We start from the raw sequence: 20,880 nt of genomic DNA on the forward strand, positions 1-20,880 counted from the left end.
GTCAGGGTGTTCGTGTGGCTCTTGCCGTCAGGAGCTGAATGGCTTGGCGGGGTTGCGGACTCTGGGGTGGGCGGAACCGACCGGATTCGAACCGGTGTCCTCGCGGTGTTGGAGACCGCGCGCGTCGACCTCTGCGCTACGGCTCCGCCCGTTCCGGGATCGTAGCCGGTGCTGCTGGGCAGCTGGTGGTGCCGGGTGGCTGTGGGTGCTGGGTGGCTGGTGGTGTACGACGTCAGGTCGGCACACCCTCGGACCTTCCGGTATGGCCGCGGCCCGCGGGGCGCATCGAGCCCTTCCGGACAGTCGCACCTCGAAATGTTCGGACATCGATCCTGTGGGGGGAACGTCAGAAGGGTTCCTGTTGGTTCATCGGAGGGAGCTGGGTCGTGGCCCGCACGACCTGGTTCGACTGGCAGACCGACGGCAGGGAGAACTCGTGCGCATACTTTTCACCGGACCGGCTGCAGCCGGCCATCTCTTCCCGATGATTCCGACCGCGCAGGCCTTACGCGCTGCCGGCCACGAGGTGTTGTTCGCGGGCTCGCAGCCGCTCGATCAACTTCGCGAGAGTGGGTTTTCGATCGTTGAGATCGGTGACGGCCGCAGGATCCGGGACGTCTTTGAGCAGGCCACGGGCGAGCAAGTGCGCTATGTCGCGCCGGACATGACCACGGATCAGATTCTTGATCGGGCCGCTCGCGGCTTCGCGCTCGTTTCCCGCTCCACTGTGGACGGTCTGTTGGAGGCTGCCGATAGTTGGCGTCCTCACCTGCTGGTTTACGATTCCTTTCAGGCTTCGGCTCCGTTGGTCGCGGCCAAACTCAAGATCCCGTCGGTGGTCCACAACTTCGGTGTCACCTCAGGCCTCGACATGGTCGCCCGGCTCGCCGCCAACTTCACCGAGGCGTATGGGGCGTACGGGGTGGCCGGCCCGGCCGAGCCCACCGCGCTGAACATCGTTCCCGCTTCGCTCGGTGGCGATCCGGGTGGCCTGCGCGTGCGTTACCTCCCCTACAACGGTGGCGGCTCCGTTCCCGCCGAGCTGCTCCGGCGCGGTAGCCGTCCGCGCATCGCCATCACCCTGGGGACCGTGCTCACCGCATTGGACGGTATCGGCGCCATCGTCCGTCTGATCGAGGCCGCCGCGTCGGTGGACGCCGAGTTCCTGCTCGCCGTCGGTGACGCCGACCTCGGCCCGCTCGGCACCCTCCCGGACAATGTCCGCCCGCTGCCCTGGGTTCCGCTCGCCGAGCTGTTGACCACCTCTGACGCACTGGTCCACCACGGCGGCTCGGGCACGCTGCTGACCGCCCTGCAGGCCGGTCTCCCCCAGCTCCTGCTTCCCCAGGGCGCCGACCACTTCACCAACGCCGACGCGCTCACCGCCACCGGGGCCGCCCTGCGCTGTGCCTCCGCTGACGTCGATGCCCCGCTGCTGACCCGCCTGATCGCTGACCCGGCGCTGCGCGAGGCGGCGGCCCGCCTCCAGGCGGAGAACGCGGCCTTGGCGACCCCGGCCGAGACGGTTCCCGCGCTGGAGGCCCTGGCCGCCTCCTGAGGAAGGTCCGTGACGTGACCGGGTGGAGGGCACGCCGGGGTCCGTGGGGTCCGCAGGGCGGCCGAGCGGACGCCCTGCGCACCTCGCCCGGCCGCCGCCCGGAGCCGGGGCCCGCTGCTGCCGTTCGGCTTCGGATGCGGCTTCGGATGCCGCTCCGGGTGTGGCTCCGGGCTCAGTAGGTGTCGGCAGCGCTCGGAGCGGGTAGCGGGGTGTGGCTGACCACGGCCATGAGCTCGAGGGGGAGTTCCGTGTCGTGTTGTCCGACGGTGAGGCCGATCCAGCGGCCGGCGTCCGGGACGGGCCACGCCTGCAGGCTGCCGGCGCTCTGGGAGAGGCGTTCGATCAGCTCCGGGGCCCTGCTCCCGTCGAAGCTGGCCTTCAGGTATGACCACAGGTCCACGACGAGTGGATCGCCCCAGCGCGCAGTGAGGGCCGCGACCAGGGCGTCGAGGGCGGCGCTCATCTCCGCGTCGGCCTGCTGCAAGGCCTTGTGGAGTTCGTCGTCCCAGAAGTCCTGGCTCGTGCGTAGCACCCGGACGACATGGGTCGGGCTCCCGTAGCCGGTGCCGCCCTCCACGTCCGTCGCCGGAAAGGGCTCGGTGATCATCTCGTCGATGATCGGCAGGTAATGCGTAAGCGCTTCTTGTGCGACGGTTTCCAGCTCAGCGGTGGTCATGTGCTCAGGCTACGAGCCAGGTCGGACAACCTTCGCAGGGAGCCGCAGCACCCAGCCCCAGCCCCAGCCCCAGCCCCAGCCGGGGCCGGGGCCGGGGTTGGGGCGTTGGGCTCAGTTGTTGGTGAGGGCGCGGTGGAGGAGGGGGAGCAGGCGGTTCCAATGGTGTTGTAGTGCGGCGGGGTTGAAGGCGTCGGTGTCGGACATGGTGAAGCCGTGGACGGTGTCGGGGTAGATCTCGCAGGTGTGGTCGAGGCCGGCGGCGTTCAGGGCCTCGTTGAGTGCGCCGAGGGCCTCGGGCGTGATGTCGGATGCGGCGTGGCCGAGGTGGACCTCGGCGGTCAGGGTGGAGAGGAGGCGGCGCAGGTTGTCGGGCCCGTCGGCTCCCACGGGGCTGTGGAACGCGGCGACGGCGGCTACCTGGCCGGGGTGCGCCGCGGCGGTGTGCATCGCTAGGAGTCCGCCGATGCAGTAGCCGGTCACTGCGACCGGACCGGTGTCGACTTCGGGCCGGCGGGTGAGGAACGTGAGGTAGGCGTCGGCGTCGCGCAGGACACGTTCGATGGTGTGGGCCTCGATCAAGGGCATCAGTTGGGCGAAGACCGCGGGCCGGGCCTCTTCGCCGATGTGCTCGGGAAGGTCGATCACCGGTGTCGGGCCGTGCCGGTAGAAGAGATTGGGGACGAGTACGTAGTACCCGTGCCCGGCGAGTTCGAGGGCCATCTCGCGCAGCGCGGGCCGGATGCCGAAGCCGTCCGGGTACATCAGCACCCCCGGGTGCCGTTGCTGTTGCCGTTCGCCGTGGTCGGGGAAGGCGGCGAAAGCGTCGGCCAGGCCGTCTGGGGTGGGGATCGACAGGGTCGTGATGGGCATGGGTTCTCCAGTCGTGGGCGCGGTGAGCGATGTGTCGAGCCTGTGGTCAACACGACGGAGGTGGAGCCCGCGCAGCGGCGCGGTCTCCTCGCTCGAACCGGCGGCCCACACCGGCCTGTACGGCGCTCAGCGGAGCACCGGGTCACCGATCTGTGTGTGGCGCAATGCCGTCCCGGGAGTCATCGTCACCCACTTTAACCATCGGGTGGATCCGTTCGCGAGGACGATCCAGGCCAACACCCCCGTTCCTGGGCCCGGTCGGCGCACCCCTGCTTCACGCGGCGGGCGCCCCCGGCCTCTGCGCGGCGGGCGTCCCGCTTCCATGCTGCGGGCGCGCCGGCCTCTGCGCGGGGGTGTCTCGGCTCCGCCCGGCGGGCGTGCCGGCCCCGCGAGGGGCCGCCCGGCTCCGTGCGCCGAGCGCCCCGGCTCCGTGTGCCGGGCGGCCCCGCTCTGCGCGGCGGGCATCCCGGGCTCTGCGCGGCGAGTGCCCCGGGCTCTGCGCGGCGGGCGTTCCGGCTTTGTGTGGCTGGAACTCGTCCGGGGTGGGTGAACCAGGGGCTACGTGCTGGTAACTTACGCGAGTTGATCAAGGTCGGGGTGTGGTCGACCACGTTCCCGGCCGGAGCCACCCCCACCTCAGTCAAGGAACCACATTGGCACGCACCGTCCGTACGACGGCCCTCGTCCCCGCCACGGCCCTCGCGCTCGGCCTTTCCTTCTTCGGCGCCGCCGCCCCCGCGTCCGCCGCCGATGCCCCCACACCGCACCTGGACTCCATCGAGCAGACCCTGCGCCAGGTCTCGCCGGGCCTGGAGGGCTCGGTGTGGGAGCGCACCGCCGGCAACCGGCTCGGCTCCTCCGTCCCCGGCGGCGCCGACTGGCTGCTCCAGACCCCCGGCTGCTGGGGCGACCCCGCGTGCGCCGACCGGCCCGGATCGCGCCGGCTCCTGGAGAAGATGCGCCAGGACATCGCAGGCGCCCGCGAGACCGTGGACATATCGACGCTCGCGCCCTTCCCCAACGGCGGCTACCAGGACGCGATCGTCGCGGGCCTGAAGGAAGCCGCCCAGAAGGGCAGCCGGCTGAAGGTGCGCGTCATGGTGGGCGCCGCGCCCATCTACCACTCCACGGTGATCCCCTCGTCCTACCGTGATGAGCTCCTCGCGAAGCTGGGCCCGGGCGCCGCGGGCGCCATCACCCTCAACGTGGCCTCGATGACCACCTCGAAGACCGCGTTCTCCTGGAACCACTCCAAGCTGGTCGTCGTGGACGGCACCTCGGTGATCACCGGCGGCATCAACAGCTGGAAGGACGACTACCTGGAGACCTCGCACCCGGTGAGCGACGTCGACCTCGCGCTGACCGGGCCCGCCGCGGGCTCCGCGGGTCGCTACCTGGACTCCCTGTGGGACTGGACCTGCCGCAACAAGAGCAACTGGGGCTCGGTCTGGTTCGCCGCCTCGCCCGGCGCGGACTGCATGCCCTCCCTGCCGAGGCCCGCCGCCCCGGCGGGCGGCGGGGACGTGCCCGCGCTCGCCGTCGGCGGCCTCGGCGTGGGCATCCGCCAGAGCGACCCCACTTCCTCCTTCCGTCCCGTCCTGCCCACGGCCGGCGACACCAAGTGCGGGTTCGGGGTGTACGACAGGACCAACGCCGACCGGGACTACGACACCGTCAACCCGGAGGAGAGCGCCCTGCGCGCCCTGGTCTCCAGCGCGACCTCGCACATCGAGATATCCCAGCAGGACGTGCACGCCACCTGCCCGCCGCTGCCCCGCTACGACGTGCGCCTCTACGACGCCCTCGCCGCCAAGCTCGTCTCCGGCGTGAAGGTCCGCATCGTCGTCAGCGACCCGGCCAACCGCGGCACGATCGGCAGCGGCGGCTACTCGCAGATCAAGTCGCTCTCCGAGGTGAGTGACGCCCTGCGCGGCCGCGTGGCGGCCCTGACCGGTGACGGCGGCCGGGCGCGGACGGCGATGTGCGAGAACCTCCAGCTGGCCACCTTCCGTGCGTCCGACCGGCCGACGTGGGCGGACGGCAAGCCCTACGCCCAGCACCACAAGCTGGTCTCGGTCGACGGATCCGCCTTCTACATCGGCTCCAAGAACCTCTACCCCGCCTGGCTCCAGGACTTCGGGTACGTCGTCGAGAGCCCGGCCGCGGCCGGACAGATCAAGAGCGACCTGCTGGACCCGCAGTGGCGCTACTCCCAGGCCACCGCGACGTACGACTACGCCCGCGGCCTCTGCCAGGGCTGACACCCCCGCCCCCGGTCCCTCGGGCCCCCGGCCCCCGGCCCTTCGGGGCCCCCGGTCCTCAGGCCTCCCGGCCCCAGGCTCCTAGGGCTCCCGGGCCCCGACTCTCCGGCCCTCGGGCCCGACTCTCCGCCCCTGCCGCGCCCGGCTCGTACCGCCGGGCGCGGCGGGGGCGGCTTCGTGTCCGCCGCCCGGGAATATCGCGGACGCACCCCCGGTTCCGAGGTGTGGTTGAACAATCAACAATCTTGGAAGGGTGTGGGAAGCCATGCAGTTCGGGATCTTCACCGTCGGTGACGTCACGGCCGACCCGACGACCGGACGCGTGCCCGGCGAGCACGAGCGCATCAAGGCGATGCTCGCCATCGCGCAGAAGGCCGAGGAGGTCGGCCTCGACGTCTTCGCCACCGGCGAGCACCACAACCCGCCGTTCGTCCCCTCCTCGCCGACCACGATGCTCGGCTACATCGCCGCACGCACCGAGAACCTGATCCTGTCCACCTCGACGACGCTGATCACCACCAACGACCCGGTGAAGATCGCCGAAGACTTCGCGATGCTCCAGCACGTCGCGGACGGCCGCGTCGACCTCATGATGGGCCGCGGCAACACCGGACCGGTCTACCCCTGGTTCGGCAAGGACATCCGCGACGGCATCGACCTCGCCATCGAGAACTACGCCCTGCTGCGCCGCCTGTGGGACGAGGACAGCGTCACCTGGAAGGGCAAGTTCCGTACCCCGCTGCAGTCCTTCACCTCCACCCCGCGCCCGCTCGACGGCGTCGCGCCCTTCGTCTGGCACGGCTCCATCCGCTCCCCGGAGATAGCCGAACAAGCCGCCTACTACGGCGACGGCTTCTTCCACAACAACATCTTCTGGCCCGCCTCCCACACCGAGCAGATGATCAACCTGTACCGCCAGCGCTACGCCCACTACGGACACGGCACCCCCGAGCAGGCCATCGTCGGACTCGGCGGCCAGGCCTTCATGCGCAAGAACTCCCAGGACGCGGTACGCGAGTTCCGCCCCTACTTCGACAACGCGCCCGTGTACGGCCACGGCCCGTCCCTGGAGGAGTTCACCTCACAGACCCCGCTGACCGTCGGCTCGCCCCAGCAGGTCATCGAACGCACCCTGTCCTTCCGCGACTACGCCGGCGACTACCAGCGCCAACTGTTCCTGATGGACCACGCGGGCCTGCCCCTGAAGACCGTCCTGGAACAGCTCGACCTCCTCGGCGAAGAGGTCGTACCGGTCCTGCGCAAGGAGTTCGCGAACCTGCGCCCGGCCGGCGTACCGGACGCCCCGACCCACCCGGCCCGCGTGGCAGCCGCCCGTCAGACCCCGAAGCAGGAGATGCAGGCATGAAACTCGTCGTCGTATCGGCAGGACTGAGTTCGTCCTCCTCCACGCGCCTGCTCGCCGACCGGCTCACGGCCGCGACACTGGACCACCTGGACCACCTGGACCACCTGAACGCCGACCCCGAGGTCATTGAAGTGCGGGAACTGGCGACACAGATCGCCCAACACCTCGTCACCGGCTTCCCGCCCGCCCCACTGGCAGCCGCCCTCGACGCGGTGGCGGCCGCGGACGGCCTGATCGCCGTCACACCGGTCTTCGCAGCCTCCTACAGCGGCCTGTTCAAGTCGTTCTTCGACCTCATCGACAAAGACGCCCTCACCGGCACGCCCGTCCTCCTCGGTGCGACCGGCGGCACCGCCCGACACAGCCTGGTCACCGAACACGCCCTGCGCCCGCTCTTCACCCACCTGCGCGCACTGGTCGTGCCCACCGCCGTGTACGCGGCCTCGCAGGACTGGGGCGAACAGGGTCTGGCACGGCGGATCACCCGCGCGGGCACGGAACTGGCCCGCTCCATGCGCCCCACCACCCCCGACACCGCCCCCGACACTGCCTTCGATACCGACACTGCTGCCGCGATCGCACCTCGTTCGCTGACCGGGGCGATCACCTCGGCGGATCCGGCGCACGGCTTCAAGGTGGTGCCCTTCGAACAGCGCCTGGCCGCGTTGCGCGCCGAGTAGCCGTAGAACGCCCCTCGAGGGGCGACCGGCGTCATCGTGAGGGGCAACGCCTGATCTGACGCCGGTCGGGTGCAACAGCAGATCCGCCCGCGGCCGGTACCTTTCCCCGGGCCCGGGCCGGGGCCGGGGGCGGACTCCCGCACGTGCCGGGCAACATGCCGCGTTCGGCGTAATCGACGGTTCGGCCCGACTTCCTCCTCACGCTGTGACAGTCGATCACGCTCATGTCAGGAGGCCCGCGTGCACAGGTCCTGTGGGTGCCCGGCCCTCCGCACCGCCCCCGGAGGCGGGCGGTGAGACGCACCCGCCCGGATACGCCCCTCACAGCCGTCGACGACGGCTTTCGGCCGGCCGTGCCACCGGTATGGATGCGGTGGCTGCCGTTCGTCTACCTCGCCTTCGTCCTCCTCCTGGAACTCGCCCAGCAGCAGGAGTGGGCGGTGAGCTTCTTCCTCGTCGCCCTGCCCGCCATCGCCGCATACGCCTTCGGCCCCGTCGCCGTGGCCGCGTTCACCGTCCTCGCGATCCTCCTGGAAGGCTTGCTCACCGCCCTTTCCCACCACCTCGGCGAGACCCACCACGTCACCGCCGACATCGCCACCGTCGTCGTCGGGATCCTCGCGACCGCACTCGCCGCGCACCGCCGTAGCCAAGAACGCCACCTCGTCCACGCCAACTCCGTCGCCGAGGCCCTGATGCGGGCACTCCTGCGCCCGGTACCGCACCAGGTCGGGAACGTACTCGCAGCCTGCCTCTACCGGCCGAGCGAGGCCGGGACCATGGTGGGAGGCGACCTCTTCGACATCCGCGCCACCAGGGCGGGGGAGCGCGCCATCATCGGCGACGTCCGCGGCAAAGGACTCCCGGCGGTCCGCACGGTCGCAGCGCTCCTCGGTAGTTTCCGCGAGGCCGCGTACGAGGCGCACGACCTGCCGGCCGTCGCCGCCCGGCTGGAGCGGGGCCTGGTCCGCGAGGCCGAGGAGATCCGGGACGCCGAACTGTTCGCGACCGCCGTACTGATCGAGTACGACAGCCTGGCGCACCGGGTGACGGTCGCCAACCACGGGCACGTGGAGCCGGTGCTCATCTCCCGCGGCGAGGTGCGCACGCTGGACGGCCCGCCAGCCCTGCCGCTCGGCCTGGGCCAGCTGGCCGCAGCGGACGGGCCGGTGGCGCGCACCCACCGCTTCACCCGGGGCGACGTACTGCTGCTGGTCACGGACGGCCTGGTGGAGGCCCGTGACACAGGCGGCGACTTCTACCCCCTGGTGGAGCGGCTACGCCACCGCTTCGAAGGCCGCCCGGCACCCGGACCCGCCGACGTCGTCGACTTCCTCAACACCGACCTGCCCCGCCACACCCGCACCCTCCACGACGACGTCGCGATGCTCGCGATCGCCCCGCACAGCCACACCTGACACAGCCACACCTGACACACCCATGCCTGGCACACCCCTGCCTGACACACCCATGCCTGGCACAGCCCCGCGCCGGTGGGCGACGGCCGCACACCACGAAGGCCCCGACAACGACTCGGGGCCTCCGCGTACTTCGCTGACCTACCCGTTCAACGAGCCGGGCACGAGAGCGTCACGCCCGGCCCCCGGTGTAACCGGCTGCGGTGCCCGTGTCCTACCGGAACAGACGGTCACCGGGTGCGGCCATGCGATGGGTCCCGCCGTGGCGGCCGACCCAGTCACGGATCAGGCTGACGGAGTTGGCGCACTGCCAGCTGTCGTCGTACTCCCGTACCCCGGTGAAGGCCCCGTAGCCCGCGATGATCCCGTCCACCCGCCCGTCGCCCAGCAGTTTGTCGACGTACCACGGATCGTTGTAGGTGGTCGTCCAGGACAGGGTCGCCGCCAGCTGTCCGGCGTCACGGTCCGCGGCGCCCTTCTTCAGCTCCGCGCACGTGTAGTAAGTGGCTTCCGTGCAGTTGCCGAACCCCTTGGTGATGTCGCTGTCGCCGTAGTCCATCACCCGACGGCCGGCCGGGAACCCGGAACCGGACCGGTCGAACGCCCCCCGCACCTGGTCGCGGGTCCCGGTCGTCGTGATGCCCTCCAGAGCGCCGAGCCTGCCCTCGAGACTCTTCCAACCCCGGCCGCCGACGTCCGGGGTGCTGCCGCCGTGGTACTCGTAGAACCCGTAGAGCACCTGGATCCCGGCAGCCGTCAGGCGCTGCGCCTTGTCACGCAGCCCGGCGACGCTGCACCCGCGGTTCTCGCGCTCCCCGCAGTAGTTCGGGTCCTTGATGTCGAGCCAGACCAGCGACAGCCTGCGCCCCTGGTTCGCGTGGGAGAGAATCCGGTCGATCATGCTGTCGAAGCTGGGGCCCAGCCGGTTGTCCCCGGCCGAGGAACAGTCGTGATAGGCCCGCCACTCGTTCGGGTTCCACCAGGCGCAGACGTCTATCTCGATGCTGTTGGCGCCGTGCTTGAGCGCGGCGTCCACGCCGCCCAGGGTGTCGACGCGGTGCGCGATGGCGTAGACCGGATGGCGCTGATCAGCCGCGACCGCTGTCGGTGCTGTCGTTGCTGCTGTCGCCGGGGCCGTACCGAGCGCCGTGGCGGCGACGACCGTGCACAGGGCCGAGAGCAGTGCCAGGAGCATCCGCGGGCCGGTACCTTGTTTGAGGTAGGTGGTCAAGAAAACACTCCGTCATGTCGGTGTCCGAATCGGACGGTTCATCTCACCCGCGACATGCTGGCACGCAATAAATGTATAACGAATGAATCTGGTCGAGGGTGTTCCGAAAATGGCGAGAAACAGCCGACACCCCCTAGTTCGTGTGACGGGAAAACGCCCGCGGGGAAAAGAGGGGGCGTAGATTCCGGTGCCGTGTGAATTGTCTCTGCGCGGCCGGACGTCCACCGCGGCGGTCCAGGCCGCAGGCCGCCGCTTCCCGACCTGCCGGAAGCCGCCGAGCCGCACCGGTGCACGACATCCGGCGCGGACGGCGCGCGCGCCGCGCATTCCGCAACCCGCCGGGAAATGTGGACGCCCCCGCTCCGGCAGGGTTCGGCCGGCCCCGTGAAATGCCGGGGGAGCGGATGGAATGCCGGGGAAGCGGCCACAATCCCACCGCGGCCAGATTCGATCGACGGTGACACCACCGATCAGAACCGGACTTGGACAGATAGCGAACATAACCCTCAGGCACTTGCTGCCGTCCGGACGGCATCGCAATACTTCCGAACGGTCCGGCCGACCGACGTTCAGTGCACTTTCGGCTTTCCGCTTCCACATTCGGGAGACACGCATGTCCGACACCGCACGCACCCCCGAGGTCGAACTCCACGACCTGGAACTCGACCTCGGCGACCTCACGGTCACCTCGATGCGGGACACCGCCGCGCTGCCCGAGGGCGGGGCGTCCTGGGGCTCCTGCTCCTGCCAGGGGTCCTCGTCCTGCGCCCAGCCGCAGAACGCCACCGCCCTCGACGTCTGACCCCTACGGAGAGGCAACCCATGAACGACGCCACGCAGTCAGCCGGTTTCGACCTCGACGACCTCGACCTCGGTGAACTCACCGTGACCTCCATGCGGGACACGGTCGCGCTGCCCGAGGGAGGAGCGTCCAACGGCGGCAGCTCCTGTTCCTGCGGCTCGTCCTCCTGCGCCCACCCGCAGCTGCCCGAACTCCCCCTGTAACCGGGGAACACCCTGGCACCACTGCACCACTGCACCACAGCGCTACCGCATGACCGCTCGCCAGAGGCTTCCCGCCGCGCTCCTACGCCCGGCGGGAAGCCGCGCGCCGCCCCCACCCACAGGACGGGAACCCATGCCGCAGCCGCAACCGCACGCCGCTCCCGGCACCGGAACCGACGGCTACCGGGTCCGGTCCGCACCCTACGCACTGGCCCGCGCCACCGTGCTCGTCCACCCGGCCCAGCCTCCCGCCGCAGCCACCTTCCGGGACCTACTGACCCGCCTCCACCAGCTGGACACCGAACTGGCCCTGACCGCCGGACCGCTCTGCGACGACCTGTACGCCGCCCGCGACGGCCACCCCGCGGACTTCCACCGCGACACCGTCCTGCCCCTGCGCAGGGCCCTGCACAACCGCCGTGAACCCCGCCCCGCCCTGCTCGCCCGCCTCGGCGACCTGCCCGCCCGCCTGCCCCGACTCGCGACCTGGCTCGCCCTGCGCGCCGCCCGCGACACCCTCCTCACCGCCCTCGACGCCGCCACCGGCCCCGCCCTCGACGCCGAACGCGCCTCACTCGCCGCCCTCTGCAGCGAACCCGCCCTCGCCAAGGCCGCCGCCCTGACCAGCGCCGACCTGCTGCGCGCCATCAACCGTGCCGCCACCGGCACCGCCGACCGCCGCGCCCGCAAGGAAGAACCCACCGTGCTGCGCTACGCCCTGCGGGCCAGCACCAAGACCAGCCCGCTGTCCTGGTTCACGGCGGTCGGATGGGGCCCTCTCGCCGGCCACCCCGCCCGCGGCCCCGCCCGCCCGGTGACCTCCTGGGGCGCCGCGCCCCTCTTCGACGGCCCCCTCCGGTCCGTCGTACGGGCCAACCGCACCCTGACCACCGCGCTGACCCTCGCCCTCCTCGACGCACCGCACCGACGCACCACCCTGCCCCACCGCATCACCAGCACCGCACGCACCGACGGCCCCCGCACCGCATACACCCGCGACCGGCCATCCTTCGCCGGCGGCCGCTACCTCGTACCCGGCGAGGACGAGGCCGAGGTCGCCTCCGGCCGCCCGCTGCGCCTGCTGACCGGCCTCGCCGAGAACCCCGTACCCCTCGCCGACCTGACACAGCGCCTGGCCGCAGCGCTCTGCCCGCCCGGCGAACGCGACGACGACGGCGACGACGGCGGTGGAGGTCGGGCCGCGGTCGCCGCGTTCCTCGACCGGCTCACCCACGCCGACCTGCTGGTCCCGCAGCACCCCCTCGCCCCACAGGACCCCGCCCCCCTGCAACGCCTCGACGCCTGGGTACGCACCTTCGCACCCGGCCATCCCCAGGACGCGCAGCGCGCCGACCGCATCGCCGAACTCGGCGCGCTGACGGCCAGGTTCGCCGCCACCCCGGCCGCCGACCGACCCGGCCTGCTCGCCGACCTCACCCAGCGCTGGACCGCCGAGCTGGCCGCCGCCGGCCGGCCCGTCCCCACCGACTCCGCCCCGCTGACCGTCCTGTCCGAGGACGTGATCGCCCCCCGCCCGCTGGCACTCGACGGCTTCCTCGACGCCGCCGACCACGAGGCGCTCGGCGAGGTCACCGCCCTCGCCGAACTCTTCGACCTCGGCCACCTCGTCCGCCGCGTCCTACGGGACCGCTTCGTCGAGCGCTACGGCGTCGGCGGACGCTGCGCGCACCCCTGGGAGTTCGGCACCGACGTCACCGCCGCCTGGGAGTCCGCCGGACGGATCGCCCTGCTCGACCCCGCCGACCGGGACTCGTTCCCCAGCGCAACGGAACCCGTCGCCCAGCTGCGCGCAGAGATCGCCACCGCCCTGCGCGAGCACGACGCCGCCCAAGACCGCCACGCCTGCGCCCCCGCCGACGAGGCGGTACTGCCCGCGGACACCCTCAAGACCCTCGGGGAACGACTCCCCGCCACCACCCTCGAACGCCCCCTCAGCTACACCTACTTCCTCCAGCGCGACCCCGCCTCCGGGCTGCTGGCCGTCAACCACGTCTACGGCGGCTGGGGCCGCTTCACCAGCCGCTTCCTGGACTTCCTCGACCCCCGCGCCACCGCCGAGGTGTCCCGGCAGATCCGGCGCGGCCTCGGCCGCGGCGCCCACCCCGCCCAGATCCGCCCCGTCGGCGGGTTCAACGCCAACCTCCACCCCCTCCTCGTCCCGGACGAGATCGGCCCCGACCGCGACCGCACCCCCATCGCCGAAGCCGACCTCGAACTCGTCCACGACGAAGCCACCGACCAGGTCCGCATCCACCTGCGGACCACCGGCGAACCCCTCGACGTGCTCTACCCCGGCTTCCTCGCCCCCGTCCTGCTGCCCGCCCGCATCGCGCCCCACCTCGCCGACCACCCCGGCGGCGTCATCGACTTCCGACCCCTCGCCCCCCGCCGAACGCTGGACGCACCCGGCGGCCCGGTCACCGTCAGCTCCCGGCTCCGCCACCGCCACGTGGTCCTCCAGCGCCGCCGCTGGCTGCTGCCACCCGCCGTGGTGGCCCGGCTGCGCGCCGACCTCACCGCCGACACCCACCCCCACCGGGTACCCGCCGCGGCCACCGCCGACTGGCGCGCCCACCTCGGCCTACCCGAACAGGTCTTCCTGCACCCCGTCGCCGGCGCACCCACCGGCCGGGCCACCGAGGACTTCCTCAGCCGCCTGACCCGCCCCAAACCGCACCTCGCGGACCTCGGCAACGCCCTGCACCTGCGCTGCCTCGCCAAATGGCTGTCCCGGCACACCGACGGCGTCGTCCTGGAGGAAGCCCTGCCCGCCCCCGGCGGCCTGACCGCGCCCACCCGGGCCGTCGAACTCGCCCTGGAGGTCTACCGGGACGGACGTCCACGATGACCCGCCCGCCCAGCCCGCAGCACCACGACAGGAGCGCACCGGACATGCCGGCCCCCGACCCCCAAAACCGCCCAGGACAGGATCCTCACGACCACAGTGCACTGGACGTCGTCGCCTACTACCACCACCCGGTCAAAGCCCCCCTGTTGCGCGAGGTCATGCTGCCGCTCGCCGCCACCGCGACCGCCGACGGCACCGCCGCCCACGTCGAACGACACTGGCTGCACGGCCCGCACCTACGACTACGCCTCCAGGGCACCGACCCCGCCGCCGTAGCGCACACCGCCGCAGCCGCAGCCGCACACGTCCGCACCTGGCTGCGCGCCCACCCCTCACACAGCGACCTCACCGAGGCCCAACTCCTGCAACAGGCCGCCGAGACCGGGCGCGCCGAACTCATCCCCCCGCCCTACGGACCGATCCACCCCGACAACACGACCCGGATCGAACCCGTCGACCGCACCCCCGTACGCACTCTCCTCAAAGCCGACGGAACCGCCCTGCGCGAAGACCTCCTGCGCCACGGCCTGGACGCCCTGCGGGCCGGCGCCGCCTTCCTCGGCCGGCACGGGGACACCGACCGGGCCCGGCTCCGCCTCGCGGTCACCGCCCTGGCGGCCCACGCCTGCGCCCACCCCGGCGGCCTCACCGGCGGACACTGGTCCTACGTCTCCCACCTCGAAGACTTCCTGCTCCACGACGACCCCGACGGAAGGCTCCGCGCCACCTTCGAACAGCACGCCGAACGCGCCGGGAACACCGTCACCTCCCTCGTCGCACGCATCGCCGACGGACGCACGGACGACTGGGAACAGGTCTGGGCCGACTTCTCCCGCAACGCCTGGCAGCTCACCCGCCAGCGCCACGCCGCGGGCGCCGACCTCCACGGAGACCCCCTCGCCTACCGGACCCGGGCGGCCGCCACCGGCGACGCCGCCGCCTACGAACGCTGGAACCAAGACATCCGCACCCGCTACAGCGAGTTCCACCAGCTACTGCGCCGCGCCGACCCCCAGGGCACGATGTGGAGCCGCCCCGACTACCTCATCCACCGGGCCTGCACCAACGCCCTGTACCGGCTCTTGACGATCTGCGACGTCCGCCCGCTGGAGCGCTACCTCGCCGCGCACCTCGTCGTCCGCGCCGTGCCCGCCCTGACCGGCTGCGACTGGCGCACCGAAATCGACACCGTCATTGACGCCGTGGAGGCACGGACATGACCGGCGAACACACCGGTGAGCACACCGGCCAGGACGCCGGCGAACGCACCGGCCAGGACGCCGGCAGAAACCACGCGCACGGCGGCGACCGGCTGCGTCCCGGCACCGCCGCCACACCGCTGCGCGCCGGCCTGCACCTGCGGGGACGCCGCGGCAACCTCACGCTGGAAGGCAGCACCGCCGTTCCCACGGTGTGGGGCCTACTGGAGGAACCCCTGCGCTCCGGCCGCCTCGCCGAGTTCCGCGAGGGCCTGGAGCAGGGCTCGGCCGTCCGCACCGCCGTCGACACCCTCCTCGGCCGGCTCACCGACCACGACCTCCTCATCCCCGCACCCCCCGCCACCGGGCACCCGGGCCCATCCGCCACCGGGCACTCCGACCCCGCCGTCGCACGATGGATCGACGCCACGGCCGCACGCCCCGCCGACGCGGCCGCCCTCCTCGCCACCGCCCGCGCCGAGGTCCTGGCCCACGACCCGGCCTCCCCGCCCGCCGCCGCTGCCGTACGGGCGCTGGCGGCCGGCGGTGTGCCCGTCACCCTCAGCCCCGACCCGGACCTGCCCCGCGACGGCGTCCTGCTGACCGTCCGCGGTGCAGGTCCGGACCGGGCGGTCGCAGCCGGGCGGTGCGGCGCCACCGGATACGTGACCGCCCCCGGCAGCGCGGCCCAGGCACGCGCCGACGCGGCAGCCCTGGAGGCCCGGCTCACCGACGCCGCGGACGCCGCCGACGGCGCCGATGGCGCTGCCGCGCCGCAACCCCACCAGACTCCGCGCACGTTCGCCGCACTCCTGGCCGGCGCCGCCGCCCACCGGCTGCTGTGCGCGGCCGCCGGGCTGCCCGACCCGGCCACCGAGGCCGACGACCCCCGACTGCTCCCCGGCATCCCCGCCGTCCTCCTCGCCGACGCCCGCCCCGCGCGCGCCGACCACCACAGCTGGCTCGGCCCCGAACGGATCGACGCGGACCGCCGCGCCCACCTCGCGCCCCCGGCCGGGCTCGCCGAGGCACTCCAGCGCATCGCCGTCCTCGGGGACCGCCGCTGCGGACCCCTGCCCGGCCCCCTACCGGGGGACCTGCCCCAACTTCCGGTACCCCTCGCCGCCTGCGCCCTGCCCGGCCCCACCACCGGGCACGCCACCACCCCCCGCACCCTGACCGGCGGCGGGCCCCGCCTCGACCTGGCCCGCCTCGAAGTGTTCTGCCGCGCTGCCGAACTACTCCTCGGAGAGACTGCGTTCACCGTCGGGGCCGATTCGGGGCACGCCCGAGGCCGCGCCCTGCGCCACGCCACCGCCCGCCGCCTCGCCGCCGCCCCGCACGGCCGCCCCCCGGTGGACCCGGCCCGATGGTCCGGCCACCCGCAGCTCCGCCATTGGTGGACGACCCTGACCGGGCGGCTCGCGGTCCCCGCACGACTGGAAGTACACCGAGCGGCCCCCCACGCGCAGGCGTACCGGGCCGTGGTCCGCCGCACTCCGCCGCGGCCGGGGCGCGGGCCGGGCCCCCTGCTCGGCGAGGCCGTCGAGGCGACGCCCGGCGACGCCGCCGCCTTCGCCGCGTTGGCCGCCGTCACCACCGTCTGTACTGCCGCGGCCGGGGCGCCCGACACCACGTCACCGCCCTCCGGAGGCGCGGCCGCCCCGCTCGCGGCGGCCGGTGTGCCCACCGCCGCCTGGGAGGACCTCGGCTGGACCGGGGGCTGGCTCGCCGACCTGGCCGTACGCGAGGAGGCCTTCCGCACCACCCTGCACCAGCTGTCCGGAGCCGACCCCGCGATCACACCGCCCGCACCCGACCCCGCACCGGATGCCGGCCTCGCCGGCCTGCTGCGCTCCTTCGGCTTCACCGTGCTCCCCACCGCCGAGGAGGCCCGATGACCGCCCCCGCCACAGCCTCCGCCCCCGCCACGGCTCCCGCACCCGCACCCGGTTCCGCGGTCGGTCCGGGCCCCGTCCCCGTGCTGGACGCGGCCGCCGCCCTGGCGGCCACCACCGGCCGGGCCGCGGTCCTACTGACCCGCTGGACGCTCGGCCTCGCCGAGGAACTGAGCCGCCACGCCCTGCACCAGCCCGTGACCCTGGTCCCGGTTCGCTACGACGGGCCGCTGGCGGTGATCGGACCGGTGCTCCGGCCTGGCGGCGCGGCCTGCCTGGTCTGCACCGAGTACCAGCGCCTGGCGACCGCGGGCGGCCGGGTCCCGTGGCAGACCCCGAAGCTGACCCTGGCCGGAGTGCCCTCACCAGCCCTGACCCCGGCCGTAGAGGCCCTCGTCCACGACCTCCTCGACCTCGACTCGGACCCCGGCCCCGATGCGGATGCGGATGCGGATGCGGCCGTTGTCCACCTCGTCCACCAGGGGCGCGGCACCTGGTCCACCCACCACGTCCGCCCCGTCGGCGGCTGCGACGTGTGCCGCCCACTGCCCTCCGACACGCAGACACCGCTCCCCCCACTCCCCTCCGGACCCCGCCCGATGCCCGACCCGACCGTCCTGCGCGCCCCCAACCCCCGTACGACCGGCGCCGCACTGCGCGCCGCCCTGCACGACGAACGGTTCGGCCCCGTACGGCTGCTGCGCCGCTCCGAGGACTCGGCGTTCAGCCTCACCAGCGCGCTCGTCACGGACGGCAGGTCCATCGACGACGGCGGTTACGGCCGGGCCCGCACCTTCCCCGACAGCGAACGCATAGCCCTCTTCGAGGCCGTCGAACGGTACGCGGGCATGCGCCCCACCGGCCGCCGCACCGACCTGCTGGCCTCCTTCGCCGAACTGGGCCCCGACCGGGCCTTGGACCCCGCACGGCTCGGCCTGCCCGACCCCGCCCACCACGGCCACCCCGGCTCACCCACCGTCCCCTACACCCCGGACCTGCCGCTCCACTGGGTACACGGCTGGTCCCTCACCCACCAGAGGACGATCGCCGTCCCCGAACACGTCGCCTACTGGGACGTGCCGGGACCGGACCGGCCGCGCGTCGTGTACGAGTCCTCCAACGGCTGCGGCCTCGGCAACAGCCCCGAAGAGGCCGCCCTGCACGGGCTGTTCGAGGTAGCCGAACGCGACGCCTTCCTCATGGCCTGGTACGCCGCCACCCCGCTGCGCCGCATCCACCCGCCGGCCGACGACACCGACACCCTGCTGCTCGCGGACCGGGCGGCGGCCGCGGGCTACCGGCTCCTGCTCCTGGATGCGACCAACGACTTCGCCGTCCCGGCCGTCCTGGCCGTCTGCCGCTACGAGGGCGGCCATCCCGGCGCGCCGCGGATGTTCCTCGCGGCCGGCGCCCACCACGATCCGCGCGCCGCCATCCGCTCCGCCGTCGCCGAGGTCGTCACCAACGTGCTGGAGGCACCGCACCGTTCCGCCGCCCGGGGAGGGCCGCGCGACCCCGAACGGCTGCGGCCCATGCTGGAGCACCCCGAACTCGTCCTCACCCTGGACGACCACGTCGGGCTGAGCACCCTGCCCGAGGCCGCCCCCCGCCTGGAGTTCCTCTTCGCAGACACTCCGGCCGCCACGGTCGACGAGGCCTGGCCCGGCGCCCCCCGCCCGGTGCCCGACCTCGCCGACCTCCTGACGCGGACCGTCGCCCGGCTGGCCCGGGCCGGACTGGAAGTGATCACCGTCGATCAGAGCGAGCCGGGGCTGCGCGAGCGGTTCGACCTGCACTGCGTGAAGGTCGTCGTCCCCGGCGCGCTCCCGATGACCTTCGGGCACGTCAACCGGCGCACCCTCGGCCTGCCCCGGCTATGGGACGTGCCCCACCGCCTGGGCCGCACCGGCCGGCCGATGCGCCACGGCGAACTGCCCCTGCACCCGCACCCCTTCCCCTGACCCGACCCGCGACGACGAGGACCGGACGACGTGACGACGACCGACAACGACACCAGCACCGGCACCAGCTCCGGCCCCGACACCAGCACCGGCACCAGCTCTGGCACCGGCACCAGCTCCGGCACGGGTGCCGTCGCCGGCACCTGGCACAGCCACCACCTCTTCCTGCACTCCACCACCGAGGCCACCGACCGCTTCCTCGTCCGGGACGTGGCCCCCCTCCTCGACGACCTCGTGGCCGCCGGCGAAGCCGCCGACTGGTTCTTCATCCGCTACGGGCAGGACGGCCCCCACCTACGGATCCGTGTCCGTACCACCGCGACCGCGACCGCTACCGCCGCAGGCCTCGCCGAACTACCGGAACTGCTGGCCCGGCGGGCACGGCAGGTGCCCGCCGTCCCCGGCCCCTGGCCCTCCCGACACGCCGAGATCCGCGCCGTGCCCTACGTACCGGAAACCCGGCGCTACGGCGGACCGCGGGCCCTGCCCGTCGCCGAAGCGCTCTTCGTCACTTCCACCCGCACCGCCCTCGACGTACTGCGGGCCCTGCCCGCCACGACCACGGCCGCATCCCGCCTCACCGCGGCCGCGGACCTCGCCCACACCACGGCGTATGCGCTCGGCATGGACCCGCTCGCCGCCGCACGCTGGCTCCGCGCACACGCGGCGGGCTGGCGCTGGGTCACCGAGGTGCCGCTGCTGCCCGCTGCCGCCGTCCACACCCGGGTCAACACCGTCCACGCCGCGCAGCGCACCACCCTCGGCGCCCGCGCCGCGGACCTGCACGACCGCCTCCGCTCGGGCACCGCGGCGCCCTGGTTGGCGCACTGGGCCGAACGGGTCCGGGAGGCCGACGCGGCTCTCGAGCGCCCCGGCGAGCGGACCCGGGCCGGGATCTGGGGCTCCCAGCTACACATGCTGTTCAACCGACTGGGAGTGAGCCCCGACGAGGAACGGGCCGTGTGTCGGCTGGCCGCGCGCACCCTGCTGGAGACGGGCGGACCGGCAGGCTTCTTCCCGCCCGGCCACACCGCCCCCGACCTGCAATACCTGGAACGCAGCAAGTTCCAGATCGGCCGCGGCGAGGACTCTGCACTGCGCCCACTGCCAGCTCCGGCCCCGGCGTCCGACACGGCCCGGGCGAGCGATCCGGCGAGCGATCCGGCCCGGGCGGGCGACCCGGCCGGGCCCGCCGAAATCCCGCTCCCCGCCGACCCGTTGCCCGCCGTGCCCCTGGCCGCGGTCCTCGCCGCACGCTCCTCGCTGCGCGGACCCCTCACCGGCCCGCTCGACACCGGCACGCTCGGCGCCCTGCTGTGGCACTCCCTCGCCGAGAGCGGCCGTAGCGAGCAGCACCTCGCCGACGGCACGACCCGCACCCTGGCCCACCGCCCCTACCCCAGCGCGGGCGCCCTCCACACGGCACGCGTCCGCCTCCTCGTCCTCGACGTGAGCGGTCTGCCCGCAGGCACCTACGACTGCGTCCCCGAACGCCGGACCCTGCGCCGCATCGGCCCGGTAGCGCCGCTGGAGGACATCACCGCCCTGTCGACCTACCTCTCGCGCCCGCCGACCGATCCGGACTGGATCGGCATCGCAGAGGCACCGGTACTCCTCGCCCTCTACGTCGACCTCGGCCTGCTGCGCCGCCGCTACGGACTGCGCGCGCTGCGCCTGGCCCTGTTGGAGACCGGCCACCTGGCCCAGACCCTGCTGCTCACGGCGTCGGCGCTGGGCCTGGGCGGGACCCTGCTGGGCGGCTTCCACGACGACCTGGCCCACGAACTGCTCGGGCTCCACGACCCGGACCAGCCGCTCCAGTACCTCCTTCCCCTCGGCCGCAAGTCGCACCGCAACGACGGGTGACCTGGGCACGCAACGGCACCGC

General features: G+C 73.1%; 15 protein-coding genes and 1 tRNA gene. 12 read left to right on the forward strand and 4 right to left on the reverse strand.

Annotation, left to right across the window (positions count from 1 at the left end; all coding sequences use genetic code 11):
- Positions 1–71 precede the first annotated feature (71 nt).
- A tRNA-Trp gene (locus tag OG594_RS22070) sits at positions 72–146 on the reverse strand.
- 338 nt (positions 147–484) lie between these two features.
- Between OG594_RS22070 and OG594_RS22075 the strand changes: the two genes are divergently transcribed.
- Positions 485–1,558 (forward strand): glycosyltransferase, encoded by a 1,074-nt coding sequence (locus OG594_RS22075; RefSeq protein ID WP_266601598.1) that lies wholly within the window; start codon positions 485–487, stop codon positions 1,556–1,558.
- Between the two features lie 172 nt (positions 1,559–1,730).
- On the opposite strand, the gene OG594_RS22080 is transcribed toward OG594_RS22075, so the two are convergent.
- Together OG594_RS22080 and OG594_RS22085 are read right to left on the reverse strand one after the other, a co-directional pair.
- Positions 1,731–2,234, reverse strand: a complete 504-nt coding sequence (locus tag OG594_RS22080) for a hypothetical protein (RefSeq protein WP_266601600.1) — start codon at positions 2,232–2,234, stop codon at positions 1,731–1,733.
- Between the two features lie 111 nt (positions 2,235–2,345).
- Positions 2,346–3,104, reverse strand: coding sequence for a dienelactone hydrolase family protein (locus tag OG594_RS22085; RefSeq protein WP_266601601.1), 759 nt, complete (start codon positions 3,102–3,104; stop codon positions 2,346–2,348).
- A 653-nt stretch (positions 3,105–3,757) separates the two neighbouring features.
- Between OG594_RS22085 and OG594_RS22090 the strand changes: the two genes are divergently transcribed.
- From OG594_RS22090 to OG594_RS22105, 4 genes are all read left to right on the forward strand, one after another.
- Positions 3,758–5,365 carry a phospholipase gene (locus tag OG594_RS22090; protein ID WP_266601602.1) on the forward strand — a complete coding sequence of 536 codons (1,608 nt, stop codon included), beginning with the start codon at positions 3,758–3,760 and terminating at the stop codon, positions 5,363–5,365.
- A 265-nt stretch (positions 5,366–5,630) separates the two neighbouring features.
- Positions 5,631–6,731, forward strand: a complete 1,101-nt coding sequence (locus tag OG594_RS22095; RefSeq protein WP_266601603.1) for an LLM class flavin-dependent oxidoreductase — start codon at positions 5,631–5,633, stop codon at positions 6,729–6,731.
- A complete protein-coding gene (locus OG594_RS22100) occupies positions 6,728–7,411 on the forward strand; it encodes a CE1759 family FMN reductase (RefSeq protein ID WP_266601605.1) in 684 nt (227 codons plus the stop codon). Before OG594_RS22095 ends, OG594_RS22100 begins: the two co-directional genes overlap by 4 nt.
- 293 nt (positions 7,412–7,704) lie before the next feature.
- Positions 7,705–8,829 carry a PP2C family protein-serine/threonine phosphatase gene (locus OG594_RS22105; RefSeq protein ID WP_266601607.1) on the forward strand — a complete coding sequence of 375 codons (1,125 nt, stop codon included), beginning with the start codon at positions 7,705–7,707 and terminating at the stop codon, positions 8,827–8,829.
- A 214-nt stretch (positions 8,830–9,043) separates the two neighbouring features.
- Here OG594_RS22105 and OG594_RS22110 read toward each other — a convergent pair whose 3' ends face one another.
- Positions 9,044–10,060: a phospholipase gene (locus OG594_RS22110; protein WP_266601614.1), complete on the reverse strand. Its 1,017-nt coding sequence runs from the start codon at positions 10,058–10,060 to the stop codon at positions 9,044–9,046.
- Between the two features lie 613 nt (positions 10,061–10,673).
- Here OG594_RS22110 and OG594_RS22115 point away from each other — a divergent pair.
- The 7 genes from OG594_RS22115 to OG594_RS22145 all read left to right on the forward strand — a co-directional run bounded on the left by OG594_RS22115 (position 10,674) and on the right by OG594_RS22145 (position 20,858).
- Entirely contained in the window at positions 10,674–10,862 is a 189-nt protein-coding gene (locus tag OG594_RS22115; protein ID WP_266601616.1) for a thiazolylpeptide-type bacteriocin, read from the forward strand.
- A gap of 20 nt (positions 10,863–10,882) precedes the next feature.
- On the forward strand, positions 10,883–11,065 hold the full coding sequence (locus OG594_RS22120) for a thiazolylpeptide-type bacteriocin (protein ID WP_030774781.1): 183 nt from the start codon (positions 10,883–10,885) through the stop codon (positions 11,063–11,065).
- Positions 11,066–11,198: 133 nt separating this feature from the next.
- Complete coding sequence (locus OG594_RS22125) at positions 11,199–13,934, forward strand: lantibiotic dehydratase (RefSeq protein WP_266601622.1); 2,736 nt, start codon at positions 11,199–11,201, stop codon at positions 13,932–13,934.
- On the forward strand, positions 13,931–15,154 hold the full coding sequence (locus OG594_RS22130; protein ID WP_266601624.1) for a lantibiotic dehydratase C-terminal domain-containing protein: 1,224 nt from the start codon (positions 13,931–13,933) through the stop codon (positions 15,152–15,154). The genes OG594_RS22125 and OG594_RS22130 overlap by 4 nt, the downstream gene beginning before the upstream one ends.
- Complete coding sequence (locus OG594_RS22135) at positions 15,151–17,034, forward strand: hypothetical protein (protein ID WP_266601626.1); 1,884 nt, start codon at positions 15,151–15,153, stop codon at positions 17,032–17,034. Before OG594_RS22130 ends, OG594_RS22135 begins: the two co-directional genes overlap by 4 nt.
- Complete coding sequence (locus tag OG594_RS22140) at positions 17,031–18,992, forward strand: TOMM precursor leader peptide-binding protein (RefSeq protein ID WP_266601628.1); 1,962 nt, start codon at positions 17,031–17,033, stop codon at positions 18,990–18,992. Before OG594_RS22135 ends, OG594_RS22140 begins: the two co-directional genes overlap by 4 nt.
- Positions 18,993–19,022: 30 nt before the next feature.
- Positions 19,023–20,858 carry a thiopeptide-type bacteriocin biosynthesis protein gene (locus OG594_RS22145; protein ID WP_266601630.1) on the forward strand — a complete coding sequence of 612 codons (1,836 nt, stop codon included), beginning with the start codon at positions 19,023–19,025 and terminating at the stop codon, positions 20,856–20,858.
- Positions 20,859–20,880: the final 22 nt, after the last annotated feature.

It is taken from the genome of Streptomyces sp. NBC_01214, assembly GCF_026340975.1.
Classification (GTDB): Bacteria; Actinomycetota; Actinomycetes; order Streptomycetales; family Streptomycetaceae; genus Streptomyces.

What these genes read in the sequence shown, in the direction of transcription:
- OG594_RS22120 (WP_030774781.1), top strand. Translation starts at nt 10,883, where the DNA reads ATGAACGACGCCACGCAGTCAGCCGGTTTCGACCTCGACGACCTCGAC.
- OG594_RS22100 (WP_266601605.1), top strand. Translation starts at nt 6,728, where the DNA reads ATGAAACTCGTCGTCGTATCGGCAGGACTGAGTTCGTCCTCCTCCACG.
- OG594_RS22125 (WP_266601622.1), top strand. Translation starts at nt 11,199, where the DNA reads ATGCCGCAGCCGCAACCGCACGCCGCTCCCGGCACCGGAACCGACGGC.
- OG594_RS22115 (WP_266601616.1), top strand. Translation starts at nt 10,674, where the DNA reads ATGTCCGACACCGCACGCACCCCCGAGGTCGAACTCCACGACCTGGAA.
- OG594_RS22130 (WP_266601624.1), top strand. Translation starts at nt 13,931, where the DNA reads ATGACCCGCCCGCCCAGCCCGCAGCACCACGACAGGAGCGCACCGGAC.
- OG594_RS22135 (WP_266601626.1), top strand. Translation starts at nt 15,151, where the DNA reads ATGACCGGCGAACACACCGGTGAGCACACCGGCCAGGACGCCGGCGAA.
- OG594_RS22080 (WP_266601600.1), bottom strand. Translation starts at nt 2,234, where the DNA reads ATGACCACCGCTGAGCTGGAAACCGTCGCACAAGAAGCGCTTACGCAT.
- OG594_RS22085 (WP_266601601.1), bottom strand. Translation starts at nt 3,104, where the DNA reads ATGCCCATCACGACCCTGTCGATCCCCACCCCAGACGGCCTGGCCGAC.
- OG594_RS22095 (WP_266601603.1), top strand. Translation starts at nt 5,631, where the DNA reads ATGCAGTTCGGGATCTTCACCGTCGGTGACGTCACGGCCGACCCGACG.
- OG594_RS22140 (WP_266601628.1), top strand. Translation starts at nt 17,031, where the DNA reads ATGACCGCCCCCGCCACAGCCTCCGCCCCCGCCACGGCTCCCGCACCC.
- OG594_RS22075 (WP_266601598.1), top strand. Translation starts at nt 485, where the DNA reads ATGATTCCGACCGCGCAGGCCTTACGCGCTGCCGGCCACGAGGTGTTG.